Origin of the sequence: Nocardia uniformis NBRC 13702 (assembly GCF_001613345.1) — a bacterium.
Taxonomy (GTDB): domain Bacteria; phylum Actinomycetota; class Actinomycetes; order Mycobacteriales; family Mycobacteriaceae; genus Nocardia; species Nocardia uniformis.
Genome location: NZ_BDCE01000077.1, coordinates 108,685 through 133,626, shown reverse-complemented (window position 1 = coordinate 133,626; position 24,942 = coordinate 108,685). Strand labels below are relative to the sequence as shown.

Annotated in this window: 20 protein-coding genes; 14 read left to right on the top strand and 6 right to left on the bottom strand. The window is 67.1% G+C overall.

Going from position 1 to position 24,942, the window contains the following annotated elements; all coding sequences use genetic code 11:
* Positions 1-180 precede the first annotated feature (180 nt).
* On the bottom strand, positions 181-600 hold the full coding sequence (locus tag NU1_RS30000; RefSeq protein WP_067526805.1) for an SRPBCC family protein: 420 nt from the start codon (positions 598-600) through the stop codon (positions 181-183).
* 280 nt (positions 601-880) lie between these two features.
* Here NU1_RS30000 and steA point away from each other — a divergent pair, with 280 nt between their 5' ends.
* From steA to der, 11 genes are all read left to right on the top strand, one after another.
* A complete protein-coding gene (steA, locus tag NU1_RS29995) occupies positions 881-2,092 on the top strand; it encodes a putative cytokinetic ring protein SteA (RefSeq protein WP_067526803.1) in 1,212 nt (403 codons plus the stop codon).
* Positions 2,093-2,099: 7 nt separating this feature from the next.
* The gene (locus NU1_RS29990) at positions 2,100-3,023 is read left to right on the top strand and encodes a copper transporter (RefSeq protein WP_067526802.1); all 924 of its coding nucleotides are present in this window, start codon (positions 2,100-2,102) and stop codon (positions 3,021-3,023) included.
* A 76-nt stretch (positions 3,024-3,099) separates the two neighbouring features.
* Positions 3,100-4,827 (top strand): CTP synthase, encoded by a 1,728-nt coding sequence (gene pyrG, locus NU1_RS29985; RefSeq protein WP_067526800.1) that lies wholly within the window; start codon positions 3,100-3,102, stop codon positions 4,825-4,827.
* The gene (locus NU1_RS29980; protein ID WP_067526798.1) at positions 4,824-5,486 is read left to right on the top strand and encodes an NUDIX domain-containing protein; all 663 of its coding nucleotides are present in this window, start codon (positions 4,824-4,826) and stop codon (positions 5,484-5,486) included. Before pyrG ends, NU1_RS29980 begins: the two co-directional genes overlap by 4 nt.
* A gap of 89 nt (positions 5,487-5,575) precedes the next feature.
* Entirely contained in the window at positions 5,576-6,499 is a 924-nt protein-coding gene (gene xerD, locus NU1_RS29975) for a site-specific tyrosine recombinase XerD (RefSeq protein ID WP_067526796.1), read from the top strand.
* Between the two features lie 159 nt (positions 6,500-6,658).
* Positions 6,659-7,555 (top strand): ParA family protein, encoded by an 897-nt coding sequence (locus NU1_RS29970; RefSeq protein WP_067526845.1) that lies wholly within the window; start codon positions 6,659-6,661, stop codon positions 7,553-7,555.
* Between the two features lie 686 nt (positions 7,556-8,241).
* On the top strand, positions 8,242-9,141 hold the full coding sequence (locus tag NU1_RS29965; RefSeq protein WP_371859857.1) for a segregation and condensation protein A: 900 nt from the start codon (positions 8,242-8,244) through the stop codon (positions 9,139-9,141).
* 47 nt (positions 9,142-9,188) lie between these two features.
* Positions 9,189-9,869, top strand: a complete 681-nt coding sequence (gene scpB, locus NU1_RS29960; RefSeq protein ID WP_067526843.1) for an SMC-Scp complex subunit ScpB — start codon at positions 9,189-9,191, stop codon at positions 9,867-9,869.
* Positions 9,870-9,885: 16 nt separating this feature from the next.
* Positions 9,886-11,598 (top strand): pseudouridine synthase, encoded by a 1,713-nt coding sequence (locus tag NU1_RS44385; protein WP_371859856.1) that lies wholly within the window; start codon positions 9,886-9,888, stop codon positions 11,596-11,598.
* 5 nt (positions 11,599-11,603) lie between these two features.
* The gene (gene cmk / locus NU1_RS29950) at positions 11,604-12,332 is read left to right on the top strand and encodes a (d)CMP kinase (protein ID WP_067526794.1); all 729 of its coding nucleotides are present in this window, start codon (positions 11,604-11,606) and stop codon (positions 12,330-12,332) included.
* Complete coding sequence (der, locus tag NU1_RS29945; RefSeq protein WP_067526792.1) at positions 12,329-13,747, top strand: ribosome biogenesis GTPase Der; 1,419 nt, start codon at positions 12,329-12,331, stop codon at positions 13,745-13,747. Before cmk ends, der begins: the two co-directional genes overlap by 4 nt.
* Before the next feature lie 611 nt (positions 13,748-14,358).
* On the opposite strand, the gene NU1_RS29940 is transcribed toward der, so the two are convergent.
* The 3 genes from NU1_RS29940 to NU1_RS29930 are packed head-to-tail and all read right to left on the bottom strand — an operon-like array spanning position 14,359 to position 16,449.
* On the bottom strand, positions 14,359-15,225 hold the full coding sequence (locus NU1_RS29940) for an aldo/keto reductase (RefSeq protein ID WP_067526790.1): 867 nt from the start codon (positions 15,223-15,225) through the stop codon (positions 14,359-14,361).
* Positions 15,222-15,752, bottom strand: coding sequence for a TetR/AcrR family transcriptional regulator (locus NU1_RS29935; RefSeq protein WP_067526788.1), 531 nt, complete (start codon positions 15,750-15,752; stop codon positions 15,222-15,224). Before NU1_RS29935 ends, NU1_RS29940 begins: the two co-directional genes overlap by 4 nt.
* Before the next feature lie 4 nt (positions 15,753-15,756).
* A complete protein-coding gene (locus tag NU1_RS29930) occupies positions 15,757-16,449 on the bottom strand; it encodes a type 1 glutamine amidotransferase domain-containing protein (protein WP_067526786.1) in 693 nt (230 codons plus the stop codon).
* A 150-nt stretch (positions 16,450-16,599) separates the two neighbouring features.
* On the opposite strand from NU1_RS29930, the gene NU1_RS29925 reads away from it, so the two are divergent.
* Entirely contained in the window at positions 16,600-17,544 is a 945-nt protein-coding gene (locus NU1_RS29925) for a LysR family transcriptional regulator (protein WP_067526784.1), read from the top strand.
* 27 nt (positions 17,545-17,571) lie between these two features.
* Here the strand turns inward: NU1_RS29925 and NU1_RS29920 are convergent, their stop codons facing one another.
* Positions 17,572-19,116, bottom strand: coding sequence for an alpha/beta hydrolase (locus tag NU1_RS29920; protein ID WP_067526782.1), 1,545 nt, complete (start codon positions 19,114-19,116; stop codon positions 17,572-17,574).
* A gap of 221 nt (positions 19,117-19,337) precedes the next feature.
* On the opposite strand from NU1_RS29920, the gene NU1_RS43870 reads away from it, so the two are divergent.
* Complete coding sequence (locus tag NU1_RS43870) at positions 19,338-21,815, top strand: bifunctional serine/threonine-protein kinase/ABC transporter substrate-binding protein (RefSeq protein WP_281221277.1); 2,478 nt, start codon at positions 19,338-19,340, stop codon at positions 21,813-21,815.
* Between the two features lie 376 nt (positions 21,816-22,191).
* Complete coding sequence (locus tag NU1_RS29905) at positions 22,192-22,407, top strand: hypothetical protein (RefSeq protein WP_067526780.1); 216 nt, start codon at positions 22,192-22,194, stop codon at positions 22,405-22,407.
* Between the two features lie 118 nt (positions 22,408-22,525).
* On the opposite strand, the gene NU1_RS29900 is transcribed toward NU1_RS29905, so the two are convergent.
* Positions 22,526-24,913 (bottom strand): beta-glucosidase, encoded by a 2,388-nt coding sequence (locus tag NU1_RS29900; RefSeq protein WP_067526778.1) that lies wholly within the window; start codon positions 24,911-24,913, stop codon positions 22,526-22,528.
* Positions 24,914-24,942 lie beyond the last annotated feature (29 nt).

Genomic DNA, 24,942 nt, shown 5'->3' with positions numbered 1-24,942 from the left:
GTGCCTGCCGGGCAGCTCGGCGGCACTGCTCCGAAAGGGCCGAATGAGCGGGACCCTTCGGCCCCCGCCCGTGCCCCCCAACCCGATCCCGTGCGCGGGCCCGTTCGCGTCGGGTGCGGGCATTGGCTTGGTGTGACGGTCGAACGGCCGGGCGCGATCACCGGCCGTTCGGACATCCCGCTACTTGACCGCTTTCTTGGCCCCGCTGATGAACGCCGAGATCAGGCCCTTCAGGCCCATTTCGAGGGCCTTGGCCGGAACGGGAAGGCTGGGCTCGGACTCCATGGTGTAGACCACCCGGGTGCCGCCCGGGGCGTCGGCGAAGGTAATGGTGCCGACATGCCGCTTCACCGGCGCACCCTTGATGATCTTGTAGACCATGCGTTCGCCGGGAACCAGTTCGGTGGTCTCCTCGGTGACGCCCAGGGGGCCGACGCCGAGCTTGTACTGCGCGCCCACGCCGGAGGGGCTACCCGCACCCGGCTTGATGAGCGAAATCTGAATCGGCAGATAGGCGCTCATCGCGTCCCGGTCCGAGAACAGCCGGTAGACGGTGTCGCGCGGTGCGGCGATGACGGTATCGACGGTGGTACTGGCCATAGCGGCAATATCTCCTTCATTCGAGCTGCCATACCGAATCCCCTGAGTGTCCGGGACAGCTACACCCGGAGCATATCGGTACCACCGGTTACGGGCACTGTGCGCACCGGCCAGATCAGCCGTTTCGGGGTGCGGCCCGCGGCCCGAGTTCCTGGGGGTTCGGGGGCGAAGCCCCTGAGAGTTCCGAGAGTTGGCCCTCCCATCACTGTGACGAATGGGTCTGATGGTGCGCGGCGCGCCTCCACCACAGGTTGAGGGTTTGCGGTAATCATCGATCGTTATGAAGATGCTGGCGCTGTTGTCGAAGCCCACCGAGACGCTTCCCGGACTCGCCGGGATCGCCCGGGTCGACCGCAATACCCGGCGTCTCCTCCAACGTGTCGGCGCGGGTGATGTGGTGGTCCTCGACGAGATGGATCTCGACCGCCTCACCGCCGACCGTCTGGTCGAGGCCGGTGTCGCCGCGGTGATCAATGCCTCGCCGTCGATCTCCGGCCGGTACCCGAATCTGGGCCCGGAAGTGCTGGTGGCCAATAATATTCTGCTGCTGGACACGGTCAGTACCGATGTGTTCAGCAAGATCAAGGACGGCGCGAAGGTCCGCATCGACGATGGCATCGTCTACAGCGACAAGCTGATCAAGAAGGAACCCGAAGTTCTCGTCGAATGTGTCGTACTCACCGAGCAGTCGATCGCCGAGCGCATGATCGAGGCCCGGTACGGTCTGGCTGATCATCTGGAAGCGTTCGCGGGCAACACCATCGAGTTCATCCGCACCGAAAGCGGTTTGCTGATAGACGGAATCGGGGTGCCGGAGCTCCGTCTCGATATGCGCAAACGCCATGTCGTGGTGGTCGCCGACGGTTCCGACCACGCCGAGGATCTCAAGCGCATCAAACCGTTCATCAAGGAGTACGCCCCCATCCTGGTCGGCGTCGGCCGTGGCGCGGATACCTTGACCCGCAATGGATATCGCCCCGACCTCATTGTCGGCGACCCGGAGGAGATCACCGCCAATACCCTCAAGTGCGGGGCGGAGGTGATCCTGCCCGCCGATACCGACGGCCACGCGAAGGGTTTGGAGCGCATCCAGGATCTCGGCATCGGCGCGACCACCTTCCCGTCGACCGGCGCGGCCGCCGATCTGGCGCTCCTGCTGGCCGGACATCACGGTGCGTCGCTCATTGTCACCTGCGGTGCCGCCGCCTCCCTCGATGACTTCTTCGACCGTGGCCGCCGCGACTCCAATCCGGCGACCTTCCTGACTCGACTGAAACTCGGCACCAAGCTCATGGACGCGAAAGCCGTTGCCGTGCTGTACCGCCAGCGTGGTTCCGGCTGGGCGGTCGCGCTGGTGGTGCTCGCCGCGCTGGTGGCGCTGATCGTCGCGCTGCTGGCCACCCGTATGGGCACCGAGGTCATCGACTGGGGTCTCGACAGCTGGAACCGGCTCGAGCTCTGGGTACGCGGCCTGTTCGATCAACGTACATAGGGGACGCATGATTTCGCTTCGCTACCACGCCGTGTCGATCGCCGCCGTGTTCTTGGCCCTCGCACTCGGCGTGGTGTTGGGTACGAGCACCCATCCGGACGGGCTGCTGTCCGGCCGCGGCGAATCCGGCGGGCAGGTCGATGATCTGCGTGCCGACAACGCGCGCCTGGAAGAGCAATTGCGGGCGGCTGACGCCTTCATGGCGGGTGCGGCCCCGAAACTGCTCAGCGGCAGCCTGTCCGATCGCAGCGTGCTGGTGTTCACCACCCCGGACGCGGATCTCTCCGATATCGACTCGGTCACCAAGGCACTCACCACCGCCGGCGCCTCGGTCGCCGGTCGGGTCGCGCTCACCAACGTGTTCACCGACTCCAGTGAGGGCGACCGGCTGCGCACCGCACTCGCCAATCTCGTGCCCGCGGGCGCACAGCTGAATACCGGCGCGGTGGATCAGGGCACCCTCGGCGGCGACCTGCTCGGCCTGCTGTTGCTCACCGATCCGGCCAATGGCAATCCGCGTGGGACCGATGCCGAACGCGCCCTCGCTCTCGAAACTTTGCGCGGCGGCGGATTTCTCACCGCCGACGCGGCCCGCCCCGCCAACCTCGCCGTGGTCATCACCGGAGACGGTCAACGCGCGGACGAGAATCAGCGCGGCACCATAATCGCCCGCTTCGCCGGGGGCCTGAAGGCTCGTGGTGCGGGTGTGGTGCTGGCCGGTCGCCACGGTGCCGCCGAAGGGGCCGGACCGCTCGCGGTGGCCCGCGACGAGGCACCCCTGGCTACGGTCACGACCGTCGACAATGTAGATCGCGAGATCGGCCGCCTCACCACCGCGCTCGGCCTGACCGAGCAGATGAGCGGCGGTACCGGGCGATACGGAACCGGCGAGCGAGCGACCTCGCTCACAGTCGCCGCCATGCCACGCTGACGTAATAGCTAATCGGCGGCGATCGGTTCGCGCGGCGGGTGAACAAGGCGCGAGATCCGTGTTACCGTGAAGTCCCGTGGGTCAATCACGGATTCCGGCGCGCGCGGCCACGAAGCATATTTTCGTATCCGGCGGAGTCGCCTCATCACTCGGTAAGGGCCTGACCGCCTCCAGCCTCGGACAGTTGCTCACGTCGCGCGGTTTGCGCGTAACGATGCAGAAGCTGGATCCGTACCTCAACGTCGATCCCGGCACCATGAACCCTTTCCAGCATGGAGAGGTTTTCGTGACCGAGGACGGCGCGGAGACGGATCTGGATGTCGGGCATTACGAACGTTTCCTCGACAGAAATCTGTCGGGGTACGCCAATGTCACCACCGGCCAGATCTATTCGACGGTGATCGCCAAGGAGCGCAGAGGTGAATACCTCGGCGACACCGTTCAGGTGATCCCGCACATCACCGACGAGATCAAGAACCGAATACAGGCCATGGCGGGACCGGACCTCTACGGGCATATCCCGGATGTGGTCATCACCGAAATCGGCGGCACCGTCGGCGATATCGAATCCCAGCCGTTCCTCGAGGCAGCCCGACAGATCCGCCACGAGGTGGGTCGCGACAACTGCTTCTTCCTGCACGTCACACTGGTGCCGTACCTGGGCCCGTCCGGTGAGCTCAAGACCAAGCCGACCCAGCATTCGGTGGCGGCGCTGCGCAATATCGGTATCCAGCCCGATGCGCTCATCCTGCGCTGCGACCGCGATGTACCGCAGCCGCTCAAGAACAAGATCGCGCTCATGTGCGACGTGGACGTGGACGCCTGCGTGTCCACCCCCGACGCGCCGTCCATCTACGACATTCCCAAGGTGCTGCACCGCGAGGGCCTCGACGCCTACGTGGTCCGCAAGCTGGGACTGCCCTTCCGGGACGTGGACTGGACCGTATGGGGCGATCTGCTCGATCGGGTGCACAATCCGCGCGAACACGTCACCGTCGCGCTGGTCGGCAAATACGTCGATCTGCCGGATGCGTACCTGTCGGTCACCGAGGCGCTGCGCGCGGGCGGGTTCGCCTCGCACGCCAAGGTGAATATCCGCTGGGTGCAGTCCGACGAGTGCGAGACCGAGGCCGGAGCCAAAGCACACCTGTCCGATGTGGACGGCGTGCTCATCCCGGGCGGCTTCGGCATTCGCGGTATCGAGGGCAAGGTCGGCGCGATTCACTACGCCCGCACCCACGGGATTCCGCTGCTGGGTCTGTGCCTGGGCCTGCAGTGCGTGGTCATCGAGGCGGCGCGTTCGGTCGGTATGACCGATGCCAACTCCGCCGAATTCGAGCCCGACGTCAAGTACCCGGTCATCTCCACCATGGCCGATCAGAAGGAGATCGTGGCCGGTGAGGCCGATCTCGGCGGCACCATGCGCCTCGGCGCGTACCCGGCGGTCCTGACCAAGGGTTCGGTGGTGGCGCAGGCGTACGGCGAGACCGAGGTGTCCGAACGGCACCGGCATCGCTTCGAGGTGAACAACACCTTCCGCGACAAGATCGGCAAGAGCGGTCTGAAGTTCAGCGGCACCTCTCCGGATGGGCTGCTCGTCGAGTTCGTCGAGCTGCCGCAGGACAAGCATCCGTTCTTCGTCGCCACCCAGGCGCATCCGGAGCTCAAGAGCCGTCCGACCCGTCCGCATCCGCTGTTCGCGGCGCTCATTTCGGCGGCCCTGAAATACAAGGCGGCCGAACGGCTTCCGGTGGAGATCCCGGCCGCGGCGGTCGTCGAAGAGGGTGAGAAAGTTTCCAAATGACCTCAGAGCTCGGTGATCCGGCCCCCGGCAGCCATGAATTCGACATTGTCGGCAGTCGTACCGTGTACGCGGGCGCGATACTCGCGCTGCGACTGGACGAGGTGGCGATGCCGGGTGGCCGGATCGCCGAGCGCGAGGTTGTCGAGCATCACCCCGCGGTCGCGGTGGTGGCCCTCGCAGACGACGAGACCGTCGTTCTGATCAATCAGTACCGGCATCCGGTCGGGCGGCGACTATTGGAACTGCCCGCCGGGCTGCTGGACAAGCCGGGGGAGGACCCCCTGGAGGCGGCCAAGCGTGAGCTGGCCGAGGAGACCGGTCTCGCGGCCCGCGACTGGTCGGTGCTGGTGGATGTCGCGCTCTCGCCCGGATTCACCGATGAGGCGCTGCGGATCTACCTGGCTTCCGGACTGTACGAAACCGACCGCCCCGCCCCGGAATTGGAAGAGGCGGATATCGAGATCGTGCACATGTCTCTGCAAGACGCGGTACGCCGGGCGATGGCCGGTGAGATCACCAACGCCACCGCCGTCGCGGGCGTCCTGGCCCTGGTTACCGCCCGCGCCAGTGGTGCCGAGTTGCGGCCCGCCGATGCGCCGTGGCCGGGAATGCCGACGGAGTTTCTGACTCGCAAAGCTCGCGAGAGCGGCGAAGAGTAAGTTCTGCGCGGCTTCGTTCGGTACCAAGCGGTCTCGTCTATGTGTTTCGGTCGGCGCGTTCGTCGGTACCTCCTGCCATGATGTGAGCCGTGCATGCCACCGCGTCGATCGACGCCTACCTCGACCACCTGACGGTCGAGCGCGGCGCGGCGCGCAATACCCTCGCCGCCTATCGCCGCGATCTGGCCCGGTATCGGGATTTTCTGACCGCGCGCGGAATCGGGGGACTGACAGAGGTTTCCGAGACCGATATCGGTGACTTCATGGTGGCGCTGCGCTCCGGCGATGCCGAACATCCCGCCCTGGCGGCCAGTTCGGCGGCGCGGGCGCTGGTCGCGGTGCGGGGGCTGCACAGGTTCGCGGCGGCCGAGGGCATGACCGGCAGCGATGTCGCGCATCCGGTGAAACCGCCGACCCCTGCGCGTCGGCTGCCGAAAGCCCTGCCCTACGACCAGATTTCACGCCTGCTCGACGCGGCTGGCGGCGACGCCGCCGATGGCCCGCGCGGATTGCGGGATCGGGCCATGCTGGAATTGCTGTACTCCACCGGCGCGCGCATCTCCGAGATCATCGACCTGGATGTCGACGATATCGATACCGCCGAGCGCGCCGTGGTGCTGCACGGCAAGGGCGGTAAACAACGAATGGTTCCCATCGGCCGTCCCGCCCTGGCGGCCCTGGATGCCTATCTGGTGCGCGGCCGACCCGCACTCGCACTGCGGGGCAAGGGAAATCCTGCCCTGCTGCTCAATCATCGCGGGGGTCGACTATCCCGGCAGAGTGCCTGGCAGGTGCTGCAATCGGCGGCCGAGCGCGCCGGAATCTCCGCTCAGGTCTCCCCGCACACCCTGCGCCATTCATTCGCTACACATTTGCTCGATGGTGGCGCTGATGTCCGTGTGGTGCAGGAGCTTCTCGGTCATGCCTCGGTCACGACAACCCAGATCTACACTCTGGTCACCGTGGGAACGCTGCACGAGGTATGGGCGACAGCCCATCCCCGGGCTCGGTAACCAGTCTGAAGTGCAGCTTTAGGGTGCGTGTCCGAACTCCGGTCTGGCTCGGACAGGCGGTAGCGTCTATTAGGACCTCACCGCATCGCGCGGCGGGGTAAGGGCATAAACGTCGAAGGAGCAGCGGACGTGACGAAAGCCGGTGGTGCGGGCCAGCGGATCGAAACCGCCGCGCAGACATTGTGGGAGGCGCCGGACGTGCAGTCGGATAACGCAGAGCTAGGACCGACCGGTCGGCCCTTGCGCGAAATTCCGGAGCCGTCTGCACCGAACCACACTGGTGACGCGCTGATCGTCGCCATGTGCAATCAGAAGGGCGGGGTCGGAAAGACCACGTCCACCATCAATCTGGGTGCGGCACTGGCCGAATGCGGCCGTCGGGTGCTGCTGGTGGATCTCGATCCCCAGGGCGCGCTGTCGGCGGGACTCGGTGTGGCGCACCATGATCTGGATCAAACCGTGCACAACCTCCTGGTCAGCAATGGCCGCGTCGGCGTGGACGATGTACTGATCAATACCAGGGTCGAGGGTATGGATCTGCTGCCCAGCAATATCGACCTGTCGGCGGCGGAGATCCAGCTGGTCAACGAGGTCGGTCGCGAACACACGCTGGGACGCGCGCTGGCACCCCTGCGCAGCCGCTACGACTACATCCTCATCGATTGTCAGCCCTCGCTGGGTCTGCTCACGGTGAACGCCTTGGCCTGCGCCGACGGCGTTATCATTCCCATGGAATGCGAATACTTTTCGCTGCGCGGGCTGGCGCTGCTCAACGACACCGTGGAGAAGGTGCGGGACCGGTTGAATCCCGCCCTGAGCCTGTACGGCATCGTTGTCACCATGTTCGATGCCCGTCTCCTGCATTCGCGCCAGGTCATGACGCGCGTGGTCGAGGTATTCGGCGACCTCGTCTACGACACCGTGATCTCGCGGACCGTACGGTTCCCCGACGCCAGCGTGGCGGGTGAACCCATCACCACCTGGGCGCCGAAATCCGGTGGCGCGACGGCGTATCGGGCTATGGCACGGGAAGTCATCCACCGGTCGGGCCGTTGAACGATTCCACCGACACAGCGCCCGGGCTTCCTACGCCGGGCGCGGTTACCGCTGTGCAAGATGAGGCCGCTGCGCCGGGCGGGGTGGTCGCGGATATCGCGGGGGGCGATACCGAGGATCCGACCGACGGTGTCGACAGTGCCGCCGACGAGTTCCGCAGCGCCGACGACGGCTTCGACGAAGACAGCGCTGACGACCTTGGCGGACGAAGCGCCGCCACCGCCCCTGCTGCTCCCGCTGCCGCCGCCGCCGTTGCTGCTGCTGCCGACACCGCCGCCGATGTTGCCTCCGCCGCCACGGACGCCACCGCCGACGCCGACGCTGCCGACGCCGCTGCTGCTGCCGACCCCGCTGACTCCGACCCCACTGACGGCAACGCCACCGCCGCCGCTGCTGATGGCGGCACCACAGCTGACGGCGACGCGACCGTTGTCTCCGCCGCCGCTGGCACCACCGCTGCTCCCGCTGCCGACACCGCCCCCGCCGACGACGATGGCTCCGACCCTACTGACGGCGACGCCACCACCGCCGCTGCCGCCGCTGTCTCCGCCGTCGGCGGCGTCATTGACGACGTACGCGGACATACCGGCGAATCCGCTGGTGCCCTGGGTGATCGCGGCGAAGCCGCCATCGATTCGCTGGTCGACGAGATAGCGGCGGATTCCGCGACCACCGTGGTCACCGATATCGCCGCGTCCTCGGCCGGTGCGCCGCCCCCGGGTTCCCCTGCGACCGCGGACGATTCGGATAAGGCCACGGGATTTCACCTGCGGCTGAGCAATTTCGAGGGTCCCTTCGATCTGCTGCTCCAGCTCATCAGCTCGCGTCGGCTCGATGTCACCGAGGTTGCCCTGCACAAGGTGACCGATGAGTTCATCGCCTACACCAAATTGCTGACCGCCCAGGCCGGTTCCAGTGGTCTGCGTGCCGACAAGGTGCTGGATCAGACCACCGAATTCCTGGTCGTGGCGGCCACGCTGCTCGATCTCAAGGCCGCGCGCCTGCTGCCATCGGGTGAGGTCTCCGATGAGGACGATCTGGAACTCCTGGACGCCCGCGACCTGCTGTTCGCCCGGCTGCTCCAGTACCGCGCCTTCAAACAGGTCGCCGGACTGCTGGCCGAACTCGAAGCCGCGGCCCTGCAACGGTATCCACGCGCGGTATCGCTCGAGGACCGCTTCCTCGAACTGCTGCCGGATGTCACCCTCGGTGTCGACGCCGCCGGATTCGCCGAGGTCGCCGCCTCGGTATTCCAACCCCGGGAGACACCGAAGGTCGGTCTCGACCACATCCATCAGCACGGCATCTCGATCGCCGAACAGGCCGCGCTGATACTCGAACTGCTGAAAGCCAAAGGCGCGGGCGGCTGGACGACCTTCCGCGAACTGATCGTCGACTGCGAGCTGCCGGTGCAGATCGTGGCGCGATTCCTGGCACTGCTGGAGTTGTACCGGGGCCGCAATATCGAATTCGAGCAACCCGATGCGCTGGGACCGCTGGCGGTCAGCTGGACCGGCGATCTGAGCTCCGCACGGGAAACCGGCGGTGCGATATTCGACACCATCAGCGATGAGGAGTACGGGTGACCGAGGTGATCGACCCCATCGAACCCACCGACGCGGAGTCCACGGATCTGCTCGACGCGGACGCCGCGGAGGCTGCCGACGAGCTCGACGCCGAAGCCACCGATCTGCTCGAGGACGACGAGCTCCGCGCCGCCCTGGAGGCGCTATTGCTGGTGGTGGACGCGCCCGCGCCCGTCGAATTGCTCGCCACGGCGGTGGAGGACCGCCCCGCCCGAGTGGAGCGCACGCTGCGGGAGATGTCGGCGGAACTGACCGCCCGCCGCAGTGGCATGGATCTCAGATTCGTCGGTGACGGCTGGCGTTACTACACGCGGGCGGAGTTCGCCCCCTACGTGGAACGTATGCTGTTGGATGGCGCAAGATCGAAGCTGACCCGTGCCGCTTTGGAAACACTGGCGGTGATCGCCTATCGTCAACCGGTTACGCGAGCACGAGTGAGTGCGGTACGAGGCGTGAATGTGGACGGCGTGATCCGGACCCTGCTCGCGCGGGGTCTGATCTCGGAGGCCGGGGCTGACCCGGAAACCAATGGCACCCGGTACGTCACCACCGAACTGTTCCTGGAACGGATCGGACTCGCGTCACTGACAGACCTCCCGCTGTTGGCGCCCCTGCTTCCAGGGGTGGATCTGATCGACGAGATCAACGAGAGCCTGGACACCGATCCGCGGTACACCAGGCTGAGAAAAAATGCCGAGTCGGATATCGATCTCGGCACCGAGGAATGACTGAAATTAGGACAACGTGAATACACCCGCTCGCCGAGATGGCACACCGGATCGTAGGAAACGTGGTTTCGAACCCCCTCGTGGTGGTTCGGCCCGCGGCCGCACTGGACAAGGATCGACCCCTTCGCGCGGCGCGGCGCCGACGCGTGGGGCAGGAGCTCGCGGCGGCTCCTCGTGGGAAGAGCGCGGCGGATCGTCCGCCCGCGGTGGACAGTCGTGGGACTCCCGTGGTGGAGCCCCCGCCCGTGGCACCGGACAGGCGCGCGGCGCCGCCGGACGCGGAGCACCGGCTCGCGGCGCGGATGCGCGCGGTGGTGACTGGAACCGTGGTGGTGACCGCTCGCGGGGCGCGGAGTCCCGTGGCGGTGACTGGAACCGTGGCGGAGACCGCCCCCGTGGTGGTGAGTCCCGTGGCGGTGACTGGAATCGCGGTGGCGACCGTCCCCGTGGTGGCGACTCGCGCGGTACCGAATCGCGTGGTGGGGACTGGAACCGCGATCGTTCGCGCGGCACGGAATCTCGTGGCGGTGACTGGAACCGTGGCGGCGACCGTTCGCGCGGTGCCGATACGCGTGGCGGCGATCGCTCGCGCGGTACCGAATCCCGTGGCGGTGAGTGGAATCGCGGTGGCGACCGTTCGCGCGGTGCCGATTCGCGTGGCGGCGACTGGAATCGCGGAGGTGACCGTTCGCGCGGTGCCGATCGTCCCCGTGGCACCGATTCGCGTGGTGGCGAGTGGAACCGTGGCGGCGACCGTTCGCGCGGCGGCCAGGGCGACCATCACATCGGTGGCACCCGGGGCGGGATCGGCGGCGGTCGTCCGCTCGGCCCGTCGTCCGCACCCGGCGCCAAGTCGATCAATACGCCGACCGGCAAGGTCAAGAAGCCGAAGCCGCAGCGTGTCATTACCTCCGGCCCGGTGCTGAACAATGCCAAGCCCGCGCGGCATCAGAATGTCGAAATCGACCCGAAGGGTCCGAAGAAGCTGCCCTGGGGCGAGGGTGAACGCCTGCAGAAGGTGCTCGCCAAGGCCGGTGTCGCCTCGCGGCGCGCGGCCGAGGACATGATCGCCGCCGGTCGTATCGAGGTCGACGGCAAGATCGTCGTCGAGCAGGGCCTGCGCATCGACCCCGAACACGCCGTGGTGCGGGTCGACGGCGTGCGCGTGGTGGTTCGTGACGAGCAGGTCTATCTGGCGCTGAACAAGCCCAAGGGCTGGCAGTCCACCATGGCCGACGATATGGGCCGCCCCTGCGTCGGCGATATCGTCGCCGAGCGAGTCATGGCCGGGCAGCGCCTGTTCCATGTCGGCCGTCTCGATGCCGATACCGAGGGTCTGCTGTTGCTCACCAATGACGGCGATCTCGCGCACCGTTTGATGCACCCGTCGTTCGAGGTATCCAAGACCTATATGGCGACGGTGAACGGCGAGGTGCACCGCGACATCGGTAAGAAATTGCGGGCTGGCGTGGAACTCGATGACGGACCGGCCAAGGTCGACAAGTTCCAGGTGATCGAAGTGGGCCAGGGCAAGTCGCTGGTCAAGATCGTCCTGCATGAGGGCCGCAAGCACATTGTGCGACGCCTGATGGACGCGGTCGGCCACCCGGTGACCGCGCTGGTGCGCACTCATATCGGTCCCGTAACGCTGGGCGATCAGCGTCCGGGCGCGCTGCGGGCGCTGGGTCGGGATGAAATCGGGAAGCTCTACGAGGCGGTGTCGTTGTGACAGGTATGGGGAGTGCGACTGTGAGCGAGGGCAAGCTGTCCGGCACCGCGCCGCTGATTGTCGCTATGGACGGACCGTCCGGCACCGGCAAGTCGAGTGTGTCGCGGCGGCTGGCCACGCGCCTGGAAGCCCGCTACCTCGACACCGGTGCCATGTACCGGGTGGCGACGCTGCGCGTACTGCGCAGCGACGTGGACTTGACCGACGCCGAGGCCATCGCGGCCGCGGTGAAGGAACTGCCGCTGTCCATCGGCACCGATCCGAGCCGCGAGGTCATCGAACTCGATGGCGAGGATGTGTCGGCGGAGATTCGCGGCAATGAGGTGACCAAGGCTGTTTCCGCGGTCTCCGCAGTGTCGGAGGTGCGTGATCAGCTGGTGTCGCTACAGCGTGATATCGCCGCGACGGCCGGCCGAATTGTGGTGGAGGGCCGCGATATCGGCACCGTGGTGCTGACCGACGCGGATGTGAAGATCTACCTGACCGCCTCCGCCGAGGCGCGCGCGACCCGGCGCAATGCGCAGAACATCGCCGAGGGCCGGGGCGACGATTTCCAGGCGGTGCTCGCCGATGTGCAGCGCCGCGACAACCTCGATTCCACTCGCAAGGTGTCCCCGCTGCGTCCCGCCGAGGACGCGGTACTGGTCGACACCAGCGAGCTGACCATGGACGAGGTCATTGATGAGCTGTATCGCGTTGTGCGGCAGCAGATTTCGGCAGGAGGTGCGCAGTGACGCAGGATACTTTCGCCGGAGACGGCATCTGGTCCGACGAAACCGAGTGGGAGCTGGCCGAACTCGGGGGTGAATTCGATGAGGACAGCCATGTCCCCATGCCCACCGTGGCCATTGTCGGCCGCCCGAACGTCGGCAAATCCACTCTGGTGAACCGGATTCTGGGCCGTCGCGAAGCGGTGGTCGAGGATGTCCCGGGCGTCACACGTGACCGCATCAGCTACGAGGCCAACTGGTCCGGGCGCAAATTCCTGGTGCAGGACACCGGCGGTTGGGAGCCCGACGCCAAGGGACTACAGCAGTCGGTGGCCCGTCAGGCCGAGATCGCCATGGAGACCGCCGACGCCATTCTGCTGGTCGTGGACGCCACCGTCGGTGCGACCACCACCGACGAAGCTGTCGCGAAGGTGCTGCGCCGCTCCAAGACTCCGGTCATTCTGGTCGCCAATAAGGTCGACGACCAGAAGGTGGAGTCCGAAGCGGCCGCACTGTGGGGCATGGGCCTGGGCGAGCCGCGCATGGTTTCGGCCACGCACGGCCGTGGCACCGGTGATCTGCTCGACGATCTCCTCGCGGTGCTGCCCGAAACCCCGCGTGAGGGCACCGGCGGTCTCGGCGGCCCGCGTCGCGTGGCGCTGATCGGTAAGCCGAATGTCGGCAAATCCAGTCTGCTGAACAAGCTTTCGGGCGCCGAGCGCTCCGTCGTCCACGATGTGGCGGGCACCACCGTCGACCCGGTCGACTCCGTGGTCGAATTGGGCGGCAAGCCTTGGCGTTTCGTCGATACCGCCGGTCTGCGCCGCAAGGTGAGCAATGCCAGCGGCACCGAGTTCTACGCCTCGCTGCGCACCAAGGGGGCCCTGGAGGCCGCCGAGGTCGCCGTCATGCTCATCGACGCCTCCCAGCCGGTCACCGAGCAGGACCTGCGCGTCATCAGCATGGTCGCCGACACCGGCCGCGCCCTCGTCATCGCCTACAACAAGTGGGATCTCGTCGACGAGGATCGCCGCCACATGTTGGAACGCGAAATCGACCGGGAAATGGTCCAGGTGCAGTGGGCACTGCGCGTCAATATCTCCGCCCACACCGGCCGCGCGGTCCAAAAGCTGGTCCCCGCAATGGAAACCGCCCTGGAATCCTGGGACAAGCGGATCTCCACGGGCCGCCTCAACAACTGGCTCAAAGAGGTAGTGGCGGCCACCCCGCCCCCCATGCGCGGCGGCCGCCTCCCCCGGGTCCTCTTCGCGACCCAGGCCGCCACCCGCCCCCCGACGTTCGTCCTCTTCACCACCGGCTTCCTCGAGGCCGGCTACCGCCGCTTCATCGAACGCCGCCTCCGCGAGGAATTCGGCTTCGACGGCTCACCGGTCCGAGTCAACGTCCGAGTCCGCGAAAAGCGCGAACGCAAGAAGTAACCCGCTCCACGCAAGGCACCCACCCGCGAGGGGGAACCGGTGGCGGCAACAGCCGAGAGGCTTCCGTCATCAGTTCCCCCTCGCGGGCTGTACGGGTGTCGCGGGTGTTCGGCGGCGTCAGCCCGCTGGAGGCAACCCGAGCCCTGCGGTAGTCGCCGCTGTTTTCAGGCACGATGTCGGCACCGCCATCGTCGTCGCCGTCGTCGTCGTGGTCACCGTCGTCGTCGCGGTCGTCGCCGTCGTCGTGGTTGCGGTCGTCGCGGTCGTGGTTGCGGTCGTCGTCGTGGTTGCGGTCGTCGCGGTCGTCGTCGCCCCGTCATCGTCGTGGTCGCCGCCGCTGTCGTCGCCGCTGTCGTCGTCGCGGCCCCGTCGTCACCATCATCCCGGGGCGCTTTTGGCCGGGATCCACTACTACTGCGGAGGTGGGTTCCCGGCCAAAAGCACACCGCGCACCCGTAACCCACGCTGTCGGCATACCCCGTCATCCCGGCATGCTTTTGGCCGGGATCAACTACTGCGAGGGCGTGGATTCCGGCCAAAGGCACGCCGGAATGACGAGGTAGCCAGGCGAAGACATGACGAGGTAGCCAGGCGAAATCGCGACGCCTATCTCAGGAGACCGCGGCGGTGAGAGCCTCGAATTCCGCGTCGGTGAGGGTGATTTCGGCGGCGGAGATGTTCTCTTCGACGTGCGGCACGCGGGAGGTGCCGGGGATCGGCAGCATTACCGGGGAGCGGCGCAGTAGCCAGGCGAGGGCGAGTTGGGCGGGAGTGGCATCGTGCTCCTTCGCCGCGGTGTCGAGCGGGCCGCCGGGCCGGGCCAGTTCGCCGGTGGCGATGGGGAACCACGGAATGAACGCGATGCCGTTGGCTTCGGCGTACTCGAGGACATCCTCGGCTTGGCGGTTGGCGAGGTTGTAGAGGTTCTGCACCGAGACGATCGTCGCCAGCTCGCGGGCCTGCTTCAGCTGATCGACGCTGACCTCGGAGACGCCGATATGGCGAATCTTGCCTTCCTGCTGCAACTCCACCAGCGCGCCGAGCTGGTCGGCAAGTGGCACCTGCGGGTCGATGCGGTGCAGCTGGTACAGGTCGATGCGGTCGACACCGAGATTGCGCAGGCTCAGATGTAGTTGCTGGCGCAGGTATTCGGGTCGGCCGACCGGGCGCCAGTCGCCGGGGCCGGACCGGGTCAGGCCGGCCTTGGTGGCGATGACGAGGTCATCGGCATAGGGGTGCAATGCTTTTCGGATCAGCTGTTCGCTGACGAACGGGCCGTAGGAGTCGGCGGTATCGATGAAGTTCACCCCGAGGTCGACGGCCCGGCGCAGGACTCGGACCGCCTCGTCGGGATCGGCGGGGTCACCCCAGACCCCGGGGCCGGTGATCTGCATCGCGCCGTAACCGAGGCGGTGGATCGGCAGGTCGCCGCCCAGCGAATAGGTGCCGGACGCGGACGCGGGTTGCGCGTTGGTCATTGTGAGATCCCTTCGAGTAGCGCATCGGTGGCTCGACGCAGTAGGTCAGGTCGGCCAGTGGAGAGCAGGCCGATGGTGGCGGACAACAGGATTCGCGCAGCGTCATCGGGTCTGTCGATGTCGGCTGCGGTGAGCGTGCTAGCGAGCAGTGAGTGTAGTTCGGCGGTGAAATCGCGGCAGATATCGCCGCACAGGCGTGCCTGTTCGTCGAAAAGTTCGGTGGCGTGCGGAGATTCGGCGAACGGCTCGGTGGCGAGCTCGACCTTGGCGGACAATATGCTGTACACGCGCTCCGCGAGCGGTGTATCCGCGACGGCGGCCGCGCGGGCGTGGCGCACCGCCTGCTCGTGTAGTCGCCCGGCGACACCGCGTACGGCGTCGTCTTTGCTTCGAACGTATTGGTATACAGCTGATCTGGAGATGCCGACTTCGGCCGCGATATCGTCCACGGTGGTCCGCCGGACGCCGTAGCGCAGCAGACAGCGCAGGGTGGCGTCCAGAACGTCCGTGGTGCGTTCGGCGGCCATGGAATCAGAGCGCCTTCAGCAGCTCCGCGGCGAGCGGGGCGGATGAGGCGGGGTTCTGTCCGGTGTACAGGTTGCGATCGACCTCGACGTAGGGTGCCCACGGCTCAGCCTCCCGGTAGTCGACACCGAGCGCGACGAGGCGGTCCTGGAGTAGCCACTTGGCCTTGTCGGCGAGGCCGCCCTGAGCCTCCTCGGCATTGGAGAAGGCGGCGACGCGATATCCGGCGAAGGGGGAGTTGCCGTCGGCGTCGACGGTGGCCAGGAATGCGGCGGGGGCGTGGCAGACCACGCCGAGCGGCTTCCCGGAGGCCAGTGTGTCGGTGAGCAGCTTGCCGGAGATCGGGTCCACCGTGAGATCTTCCATCGGTCCGTGACCACCCGGGTAGTAGACCGCGTCGTAATCGGCGAGTGTCACCTCCGCCAGCTCGATTGGCTGAGCCAATTCGACTGCGGTGCGCAGGGTTTCGAGCATCTTCTCCGCGCCTTCGGGACCCCCGTTCACCTCCGGAGCGAGGCTGCCTCGGTCGACCGCCGGGATGACGCCGCCCGGCGTGGCCACGACGATCTCGTGTCCGGCGGCCTTGAACGCCGCGTAGGGTGCGGCGAACTCCTCGGCCCAGTACCCGGTGGGGTGTTTCGTCCCGTCGGCCAGCGTCCAGTGGTCGACACCGGTCATTACGAACAAGATTTTCGCCATGGAGTCTCCTCGTGTGGTTCGGGTGTCGCACTGACACCGTGTATGCGAGGTGTCAGGTCGTCATATGCACCACGCTAGGCAGCGGCCAATAATCTGACCAATAGAAACACCAATGACAGACATCGAAATATCAATGGCAGACTGCTCCGTATGGCACACAGTGGTTCCACTAGCTCGGTGGACTTGGCCCAGCTGCGGACCTTTCTGGCCGTGTACCGGGCGGGATCGATCACCGCGGGTGCCGCCCGGGTCGGTTTGTCGCAGCCGACGGTGAGCACCCAGTTGCAAGCGCTGGAGCGGAACCTGGAGCGGCCCCTGTTCGAGCGCCTGCCGCGCGGCGTCGCGCCCACCGCCGCCGCCCACGATCTGGCGGCGCGGGTAGCCGATCCGCTCGACGCCCTGGAGTCGGTCGCCGGTGCGCAGTCGTCCGACCCAGGTTCGGCAATGCCCGAGCCCCCGGTGCTGCTCGGCGGCCCCGCCGAAATGCTGGCCACGCTGGTCCTGCCCGCCTTGGCTCCGCTGGTCGGCCGCGGCGTCCGCCTCACCGTGACCACCGGACTCACCGACGATCTCCTCATCGACCTGCGAGCGGGCAAGCTCGACCTCGTTATCGCCACGACACGTCCGCGCGGCCGCAGTGTCATCGCGGAGCCACTCGCCGACGAGGAATTCCTCCTCGTCTGTGCACCCGAGGTCGCGACCCGCGTGGACCTCGGCCGATTGCGCACCGGCGATCCGTCGGCCCTCGACGACATCCCGATCGTCAGCTACGCGACCGACCTGCCGATTCTGCGCCGGTACTGGCGTCATGTCTTCGATACTCGGCTCGAGGCCGACGCCGCTGTGGTGATCGGTGACCTACGGGCCGTGCTGGCTACGCTGAAAGCCGGTGTGGGCTTCAGTGTGCTACCGCGATACCTCTGTGCCCGCGACCTCGCGGCGGGGGAAATCGTGACCTTGCTCGACCCGCGAGACCCGCCGATCAACACCGGATTCCTGGCGCGCCGGGTCGGCGGCCCGCCCCGGCCACACGTCGAACTCGTCCACGCGCAACTGTCGACCGCGGCTCAGACCTGGCGAGTATGCGGACTCTGACGAGTCGCGGGGTCGGGGTCGGGGTGCCTATTTCACGAAGGGCGCTGTGTCGGCGGGGCAGACGGTGGCCGGTTCGGGGAGATTCAAGTCGATGAGGTAGGTGTCGCGGAGGCGGTGGGCGCAGGTGTTGTTGGTGGTGTGGCCGTAGCCGTCGATGGTGACGAGGCGGGCGTTGCCGATCGTGCGTTGGGCCCGCTCGGCCATGGATAGGGGAGTGGCCGGGTCGAAGCGGGTGTTCAGGAGTAGGGCGGGGGTTTCGGTTCGGTGGGTCCAGGGGCCGGTGAAGCGCTGCGGGTAGCCGTCGGGCGGGGCGGGCCATGCGCCGCAGGCCTGTTGGGGGTAGAGCCAGTACGCGCCGAAGGTGGCGGCGGCGGGTTCGATGGCGCGGGCGAGGTACGGCCACAGGTGCGGGGAGTTCGGGAATGCGTTGTCGGCGCAGGAGATCGCGATGAACGATTCCAGGAATTCGGGGCTCACCGGGGTGGCGTCGATAATGCCGCGGACGACGTCCGGATCACCGGAGGTGCCGCGATCCAGTTCGGCCAGCAGGGTTCCGAGTACGGGCCAGCCTTCGCGGGCGTCGTAGAGCAGGAACACTTCGGCGGTAATGACATCGGTGTAGGTGACCGTGAGTGCGCGCTCCCCGGAGCCGATGGTGAGCGGTTCGCCGCGCAGCCGGTCGAACAGGGCGACATGACGGGCGCGGACGTCGCCCTCGGCGAAAGCGCAACGCGCCGAACCGGCTTCGGCGCACAGGCGCGCGAATTCGTTGAATGCCTGCTCGGTCCCCATGGCCTGTTCGGCGAGGTGGGTCAGGGAGTCTTCGGTGTAGGCGTCGGGTTCGATCACCGACCCCAGATGCAGGGCGCGCACCCGGTCGCCGAACAGTGTGCCGTACACCTGACCCAGATAGCTGGCGTAGGAACCGCCCATGTAGGTGAGTTTCTCGTCGCCGACGGCGCGGCGCAGCAGATCCAGATCGCGCGCGGCATCGACCGTGGTGAGGTGCGGCAGTAACTCCCCGGAGTGGGTGGCGCAGCCCTCGGCGAGTACGCGGCTGGCCTGTTCGACCTCCGCCTCCTGCCGCGCATTGGTGGGCGGTGGCGCGTAATCCGCCCAGAATTGCTGCTGCGCCGTCGAATCCGCGAAACACCGAACCTGTCCGCTGCGACCGATCCCGCGCTGGTCGAAGGTGACCATATCGAAACGCCGGGCCAGCTCCGTCGCGAATCCGTTGTCGCGCACCGCGTCGATGCCCGACGCCCCGGGCCCACCGACCGCCGTGAACAGCGTCCCGATTCGCCGCGCGGACTCGGTCGCGGGCTGGCGCAGCAGAGCCAACGACTGCTTCGTTCCCTGCGGCTTCGCGTAATCGAGCGGCACTTCGACTGTCGCGCACTGGTATCGGCCCAGGCCCGGTTCGGTGCACGGCGTCCAGTCGAGTGTCGGTGTCGGCACGGCATCGGCCTGGGTGACCAACTCGGCCGCCGTCGCTTCGGCGGAAGCCGGTGCGGCGGGTGCGAGTAGCAGTCCGGCCAGCAGTGTCGTCGCCAGGATCGCTCCTCCACGCATACTCTCCAGCGTGCCTACCGCGCGGCCTTTTGGCCATCGAACGCCTGACGGAAGGCGAACCGACTACGCGGCTGGACAGCAGTCCCGCTCGCCATCCGGGCCCGCTTCGTTCGTCATCCCGGCATGTTTCTGGTCGGGATCCACACCTGCCCGGTGGATGCGGACCCCATCGCGCCGGACCGGAGTACCCTTCTGGGGGTCCTGACGTGCGAGGGGGCGCAATGCTGCGTGATGGTGAGGTGTTCGCCGGATACGTCATCGAGCGGCACTTGGGCAGCGGCGGGATGGGGGAGCTGTACCTCGCCCGGCATCCACGCCTGCCCCGGCTGATCGCCGTCAAGCTGCTGCGGCGCGAATTCACCACAGATACCGAGATCCGTGCCCGCTTCGAACGGGAAGCCGATCTGATCGCCCGGCTGGACCATCCGAATATCGTGTCGGTGTACGACCGCGGCATCGACGATGGTCGGCTGTGGATCGCCATGCAATTCGTCGACGGTGCGGACGTGTCGACGCTCGACCCAGCCGGACTGCCGCCGGGCCGCGCGGTACATATCGTCGCCGAAACCGCGAAGGCCCTCGACTACGCCCACGCGGTCGGCGTCATACACCGCGATGTGAAACCGGCCAACATCATGTTGGCGCGCCCCAGCCCCGGCCACGGTGAGCGCATTCTGCTGACGGACTTCGGAATCGGGCGGCTGCGCGACGATACGAAGCATCTGACGCGCACTGGAAGCCTCACCGCGACCCTCGCTTACGCCTCACCGGAACAGCTCTCCGGTGCGGGCATGGACCATCGCTCCGACCAGTACTCGCTGGCGTGCACGCTGTTCTGGTTGCTGTGCGGCTCCACTCCTTTCGCATCGGACAATGTCGCCGCCGTGGTCGCCGGTCACCTGCACTACCCGCCCCCGCCGGTGAGTTCCCGCCGCCCGGGACTACCGCCCGCCCTGGATTCGGTGCTGGCGCACGCCCTCGCGAAGCGGCCCGAGGAACGCTTCGATTCGTGCACCGACTTCGCCACCGCGGCAATGCGAGCCCTCACCTCGAACGATTCGACGGTGATCGCACCGCGCGGGTACGACCCGTCCGCGCCGAGTGCGCGGGACGCGGCTCCGGCGACCGTTATCGGCCCGTCACAAGGCGATACGACATTTCGTGCCGAGCCACCGGAGGCTGACACCGCGCCGCCGCGCGCCGTCGACACCCCGCCCGACGCCTCCTCAGCCGGTCCTCCCCAGCCCAGCGTTCCACCGCCAACTTCGCAACCCAGTGCGTCACCGGTGGCGTGGTCACCTAGCGAGTCACCGCCAGCTTCGTCACCCAACGTCTCGCCACCGGCATCGCCACCCAGCACTTCATCACCGGCCACACGACGGCCCGATGATCAACCATCCCGGTCGAGCGAGCACGGAGATTCGCTCCCACCCGCTCGGCGTCACATCGGCCGGTGGGCGACGGCCGGGGCGCTCGGACTGGTCGCCGTACTCGCCGTCGTCGCCGGAATCCTTTGGGCGAACAGGGATTCCACCGCTGGCTCTGGTGGGCAGGACGCCGGGGGCGACCGCGGTGGCGGGGATATGGCCGCCCCCGACTCCATGACGGCATTCGTTCCAGGCGTCCAGCCTCTCGGTCAGATCGATGAGCAGGGAAATCAGGTCGACCGAGCGACACCCGCCGCCGAACCGGCGGGAGCGGGCAACGCCACCTGCGCACCGTCGACCATTGCCATGGCCGGACCGCTCACCGGAACCACCGCGGTATTCGGTAGCAATGTCCTCGGCGGTGTACGCCTGGCCGTGGACCAGTTCACCCGGAAGAATCCCGGATGTCCGGTCACTGTCCATGAATTCGACACCACGGGGCAACCGCGGGACGCGACCCGAATCGCCCCGCAGATCGTGGGCGACTCCTCGATCGTGGCACTGATCGGCCCGGTGCTCTCCGGCGAGACCAAATCCACGGGCCAGACCTACAGCGACGCCGGACTACCCTTCCTCACCCCTTCGGCCACCGATCCCACCCTGTCCGCCTCTGGGTGGCGCACGTTCTTCCGCGGGATACCGCCCGACAATCTCCAGGGTCCGGCGGTCGGCCGCCACCTCGCCGCCGGATACGGCCGGGTCTGCATTGTCGCGGACAACAGTGACTACGGCACCGAACTGGCCCGCGGCGTCACCTCCGGACTCGGCGGCGCGGCGCTCGCGGACTGTGCCGCCACCGTCAAACCCGGCGACGACATTACCGCCACCGTCGATCGCATCGCGTCCATCGCCCCCGAAGTGGTCTACTACGCCGGTTACTACAGCGAATCCATCCCTTTGCTGCAACGCCTGCGACAAGCCGGGGTCACCGCCGCATTCATCTCCGGTGACGGCAGCTTCGACCCGCAGTTCGTCGACCGAGCGGGCACCGATGCGACCGGAACCATCCTGTCCTGCCCCTGCTCCCCGGCGACCGGCCGGTTCCTCAGCGACTACGAAACCGCCAACGGGGGAGCGGCGGGCACCTACTCGGTGGAGGCATACGACCTCACCACCATCGTCTTGCACGGCATCGCGTCCGGACACGTCACTCGCGAGGACCTGCTGACCTACCTACGGCAATACGACGGAAACGGTGTGGCACAGGGCTATCGGTGGACGTCAGCGGGTGAGCTCGCCGAACCACGCATCTGGCTGTACCAGATCGAATGAGGCGACGGTCGCGCTCCGATGTGAAGCCCGTACCGTGTTGCTAGCATTCCATTACTCAGATATGCGCATCTAAACATGTCTCACCGGCCTGTCGGTAGTCGACAAACACAGATACCTCCAGCGCCAAAAACTAGCCTGGAAGCGAAGGGGCACTACAAACCGGGAAGTAGCTTCGCGCAGGACGATTCTTCTGACGCCGCTTCGAGGTGATACTGGGTTCGAGGTGGCAGCGGACGCCGGCTGCCCATGTTTTCCACCCTCGAATGTGGCCGCGCGGCGGCTCGGTGGGAGGGCCGCACCGGCAGCACTCCATCTGGAGTTGGGGGCATGACCGCAGCGAGGGGGTCTTGCTACCCTCGCGGCTCAACGCATCAACGTGGAGGAACTCTTGTACCGTCCCATGCTGAATGTCATTGCCGGCGGCGCGCTTGCTGTCGCGCTCGCCCTACAACCCGCGCTCGCAGCAGCCGCGCCGAACGAACTTCCGGTGCCACCGTCGACCACTACCTCGACTCAGATCACCGCGCCGTTCGATCCCATCTGTCCGCTCTGCTTCATCCGTGAATTCCTCGAAAGTGGTTCCGCGCGCTGATAGTCCGTCCGACAGGGCGAGTAGTTCCTGCTCGCCCCGATAAACCACTCTGCCCAGGGACCCAACTGGGCCGGGTGCGCGGAATCAGCGCACCCGGCCCAGTGGAATCGCTATGAACTCAGCTGATTTCGGCGGTGAGCGGCAAAGCGCTCACCGAGGTGCCGACATGCAGGGTGAAACTGCCGGGTTCGATGGCCCAGCCCGCATCGGTCCAGTGTTCGAACGCACGCTGCGGCAATTCGAGGGTGACGGTGCGGGATTCGCCGGGCTCGACGGTGACGGTCGCGAAGGCGGCGAGCCAGCGGACCGGGCGATCGATGGCGGAGTTCTCCCGCGAGAGGTACGCCTGCACCACCTGCTTGCCGGGGCGGTCGCCGGTATTGGTGACCGTCAGGGTAGCGGTGCGGCCGGATACGGACAGGTCCGTGAGCGACCAGGTTGTGTACCCGAGACCGTGGCCGAACGAATAGGCCGGGGTTACCTCGGCTTTGAGCCAGGCCCGGTAGCCGATGTGAATGCCTTCGTCGTAGGGGAGGGCATTGTCGGGTTCCGGCGCGGTGGCCAGGACGGGGACGTCCTCGATGCGCTTGGGCCAGGTGGTGGGGAGGCGGCCTCCCGGTTCAGCGGTGCCGGTGAGGACATCGGCGAGCGCCGCACCGAACTCCTGGCCGGGGAACCAGGACAGCAGGACGGCGGCGACGTCGTCGCGCCACGGCATTTCCACCGGCGCACCGGAATTGACCACCACGATGGTGCGCGGATTGGCGGCGGCCACGGCCGCGACCAGTTCGTCCTGACGGCCAGGGAGTCGCAGGTCGGCACGGTCGAAGCCCTCGGATTCGATCTGCTCTGTGGTGCCGACCACGACGACCGCCACGTCGGACGTGCGGGCCAATTCGATGGCGGCGGCGAACTCTTCGTCTTCGGGGCGCTGCGGGCGGGTGATTCCGAAGGTGAGGCCGAGGATGATGCCGAGCCCGGGAATGGCGGGCGGGGTGGTGACGGTAATGCGGACGTCGACCTCCTGGCCCTCGGTGAGGGTGCGGGTGACCGAGCGCTGTGGCGGGTAGAGGATCGCGCCGACGGGGTCGGTGCCCTCGAAGGTAATGGTCTCATCGAGAACGGTTTCGCCGTCGAGGTCCAGGCGGGCCTGGCCGAGGGTGCCGACGCCGAGCTGCCAGTCACCGGCGGTATCGGCGCGCAGCCGCGCCCGGATCTCGATGGCCGTCGACCCCGCGGCCTTCTGGTCGCCGAACAGCATGAGATTGCCCGCGGTGCGGTGCTGGGTATCGATGACGGTGTCGCCGTCGAGGAAGCGCAGGCTCAGTCCTGGGGTGCCGGTCTCGGGGTCGGTGACCAGGTCGAGGGGTACCGGGATGAGCTTCTCCACGAGCCGCACACCGGGTGTATGCCGTACGGACAGTACGGCGTCGAGGCCCTCGACCGGGGTGGTGGTGTGGGTGGGAATGACGGTGGCGCTACCGCCGCCCATGAAGCGCGGGAGTCCGGCATTGGGGCCGAGTAGTGCGACGGTGGTATCGGGCCGCAGCGGCAGTACGCCGTCATTGCTGACCAGGACCATGCCGTCGGCGGCGGCACGACGAACCACGTCCTGTGCCTGTGCTTCGCTGAATTCCGGTGTGGCGGCCGGGTTTCCGTTCAATGCGCCGACCCGTGCGGCGAAGCGCAGTATGCGCCGGACCTTGTCGTCGATGGCGGATTCGGGCACCTCACCCTGTTCGACGGCGTCTGCCAGGGGCGCGCCCCACAGCATGGGCGGTCCGGGCATGGCGATATCGGTGCCCTTGGCCGCGCCGGTGGTGGAGCGCACCGCGGTCCAGTCCGACACCACGACGCCGTCGAAACCCCAAGTGCCCTTCAGTGGTTCGTCCAGCAGCGCGTTCTCGGTCATGGTGACGCCGTTCACCGAGTTGTAGGCGTCCATGATCATCCAGGCCCCGGCCTCGACGCTGCGCTCGAACGGGTAGAGGTAGAGCTCACGCAGGGTGCGGTCGTCGGCGCGCACATCGACGGTGAAGCGGTCGGTCTCGGAGTCATTGGCCACGTAGTGCTTCGGGCACGCGCTCACCCCGTAGGCCTGGACGGCCGCCACATACGCGCCCGCCATTTCGGCGGTGAGGAGCGGATCTTCGGAGAAGCATTCGAAATGCCTGCCGCCGAGCGGGGATCGGTGCAGGTTGATGGTGGGTCCGAGGACGGCGTAGACGCCCTTGCGTCGTGCCTCGTGCGCGATGAGCGCACCGATCTCGGTGACCAGTGCCGGGTCCCAGGTGGCTGCCACCGCGGTTCCGGATGGCAGGCTGACCGAGGGGTCGCGTTCGTCCCAGTATTCGCCGCGTACCCCGGACGGTCCGTCCGAGACCGGCATTTCGTCCAGTCCGATGCTCGGGTCGCCCGCGAAGCGGAACATGGCCGCGCCGGAGATGAGGCGCAGCTTCCCGGGCAGATCGAGTTTCGCGAGCAATTCCTCGATGAGGTCGTCCATGCGTTGTCCCGTTCGTCTCTCGATTGTCG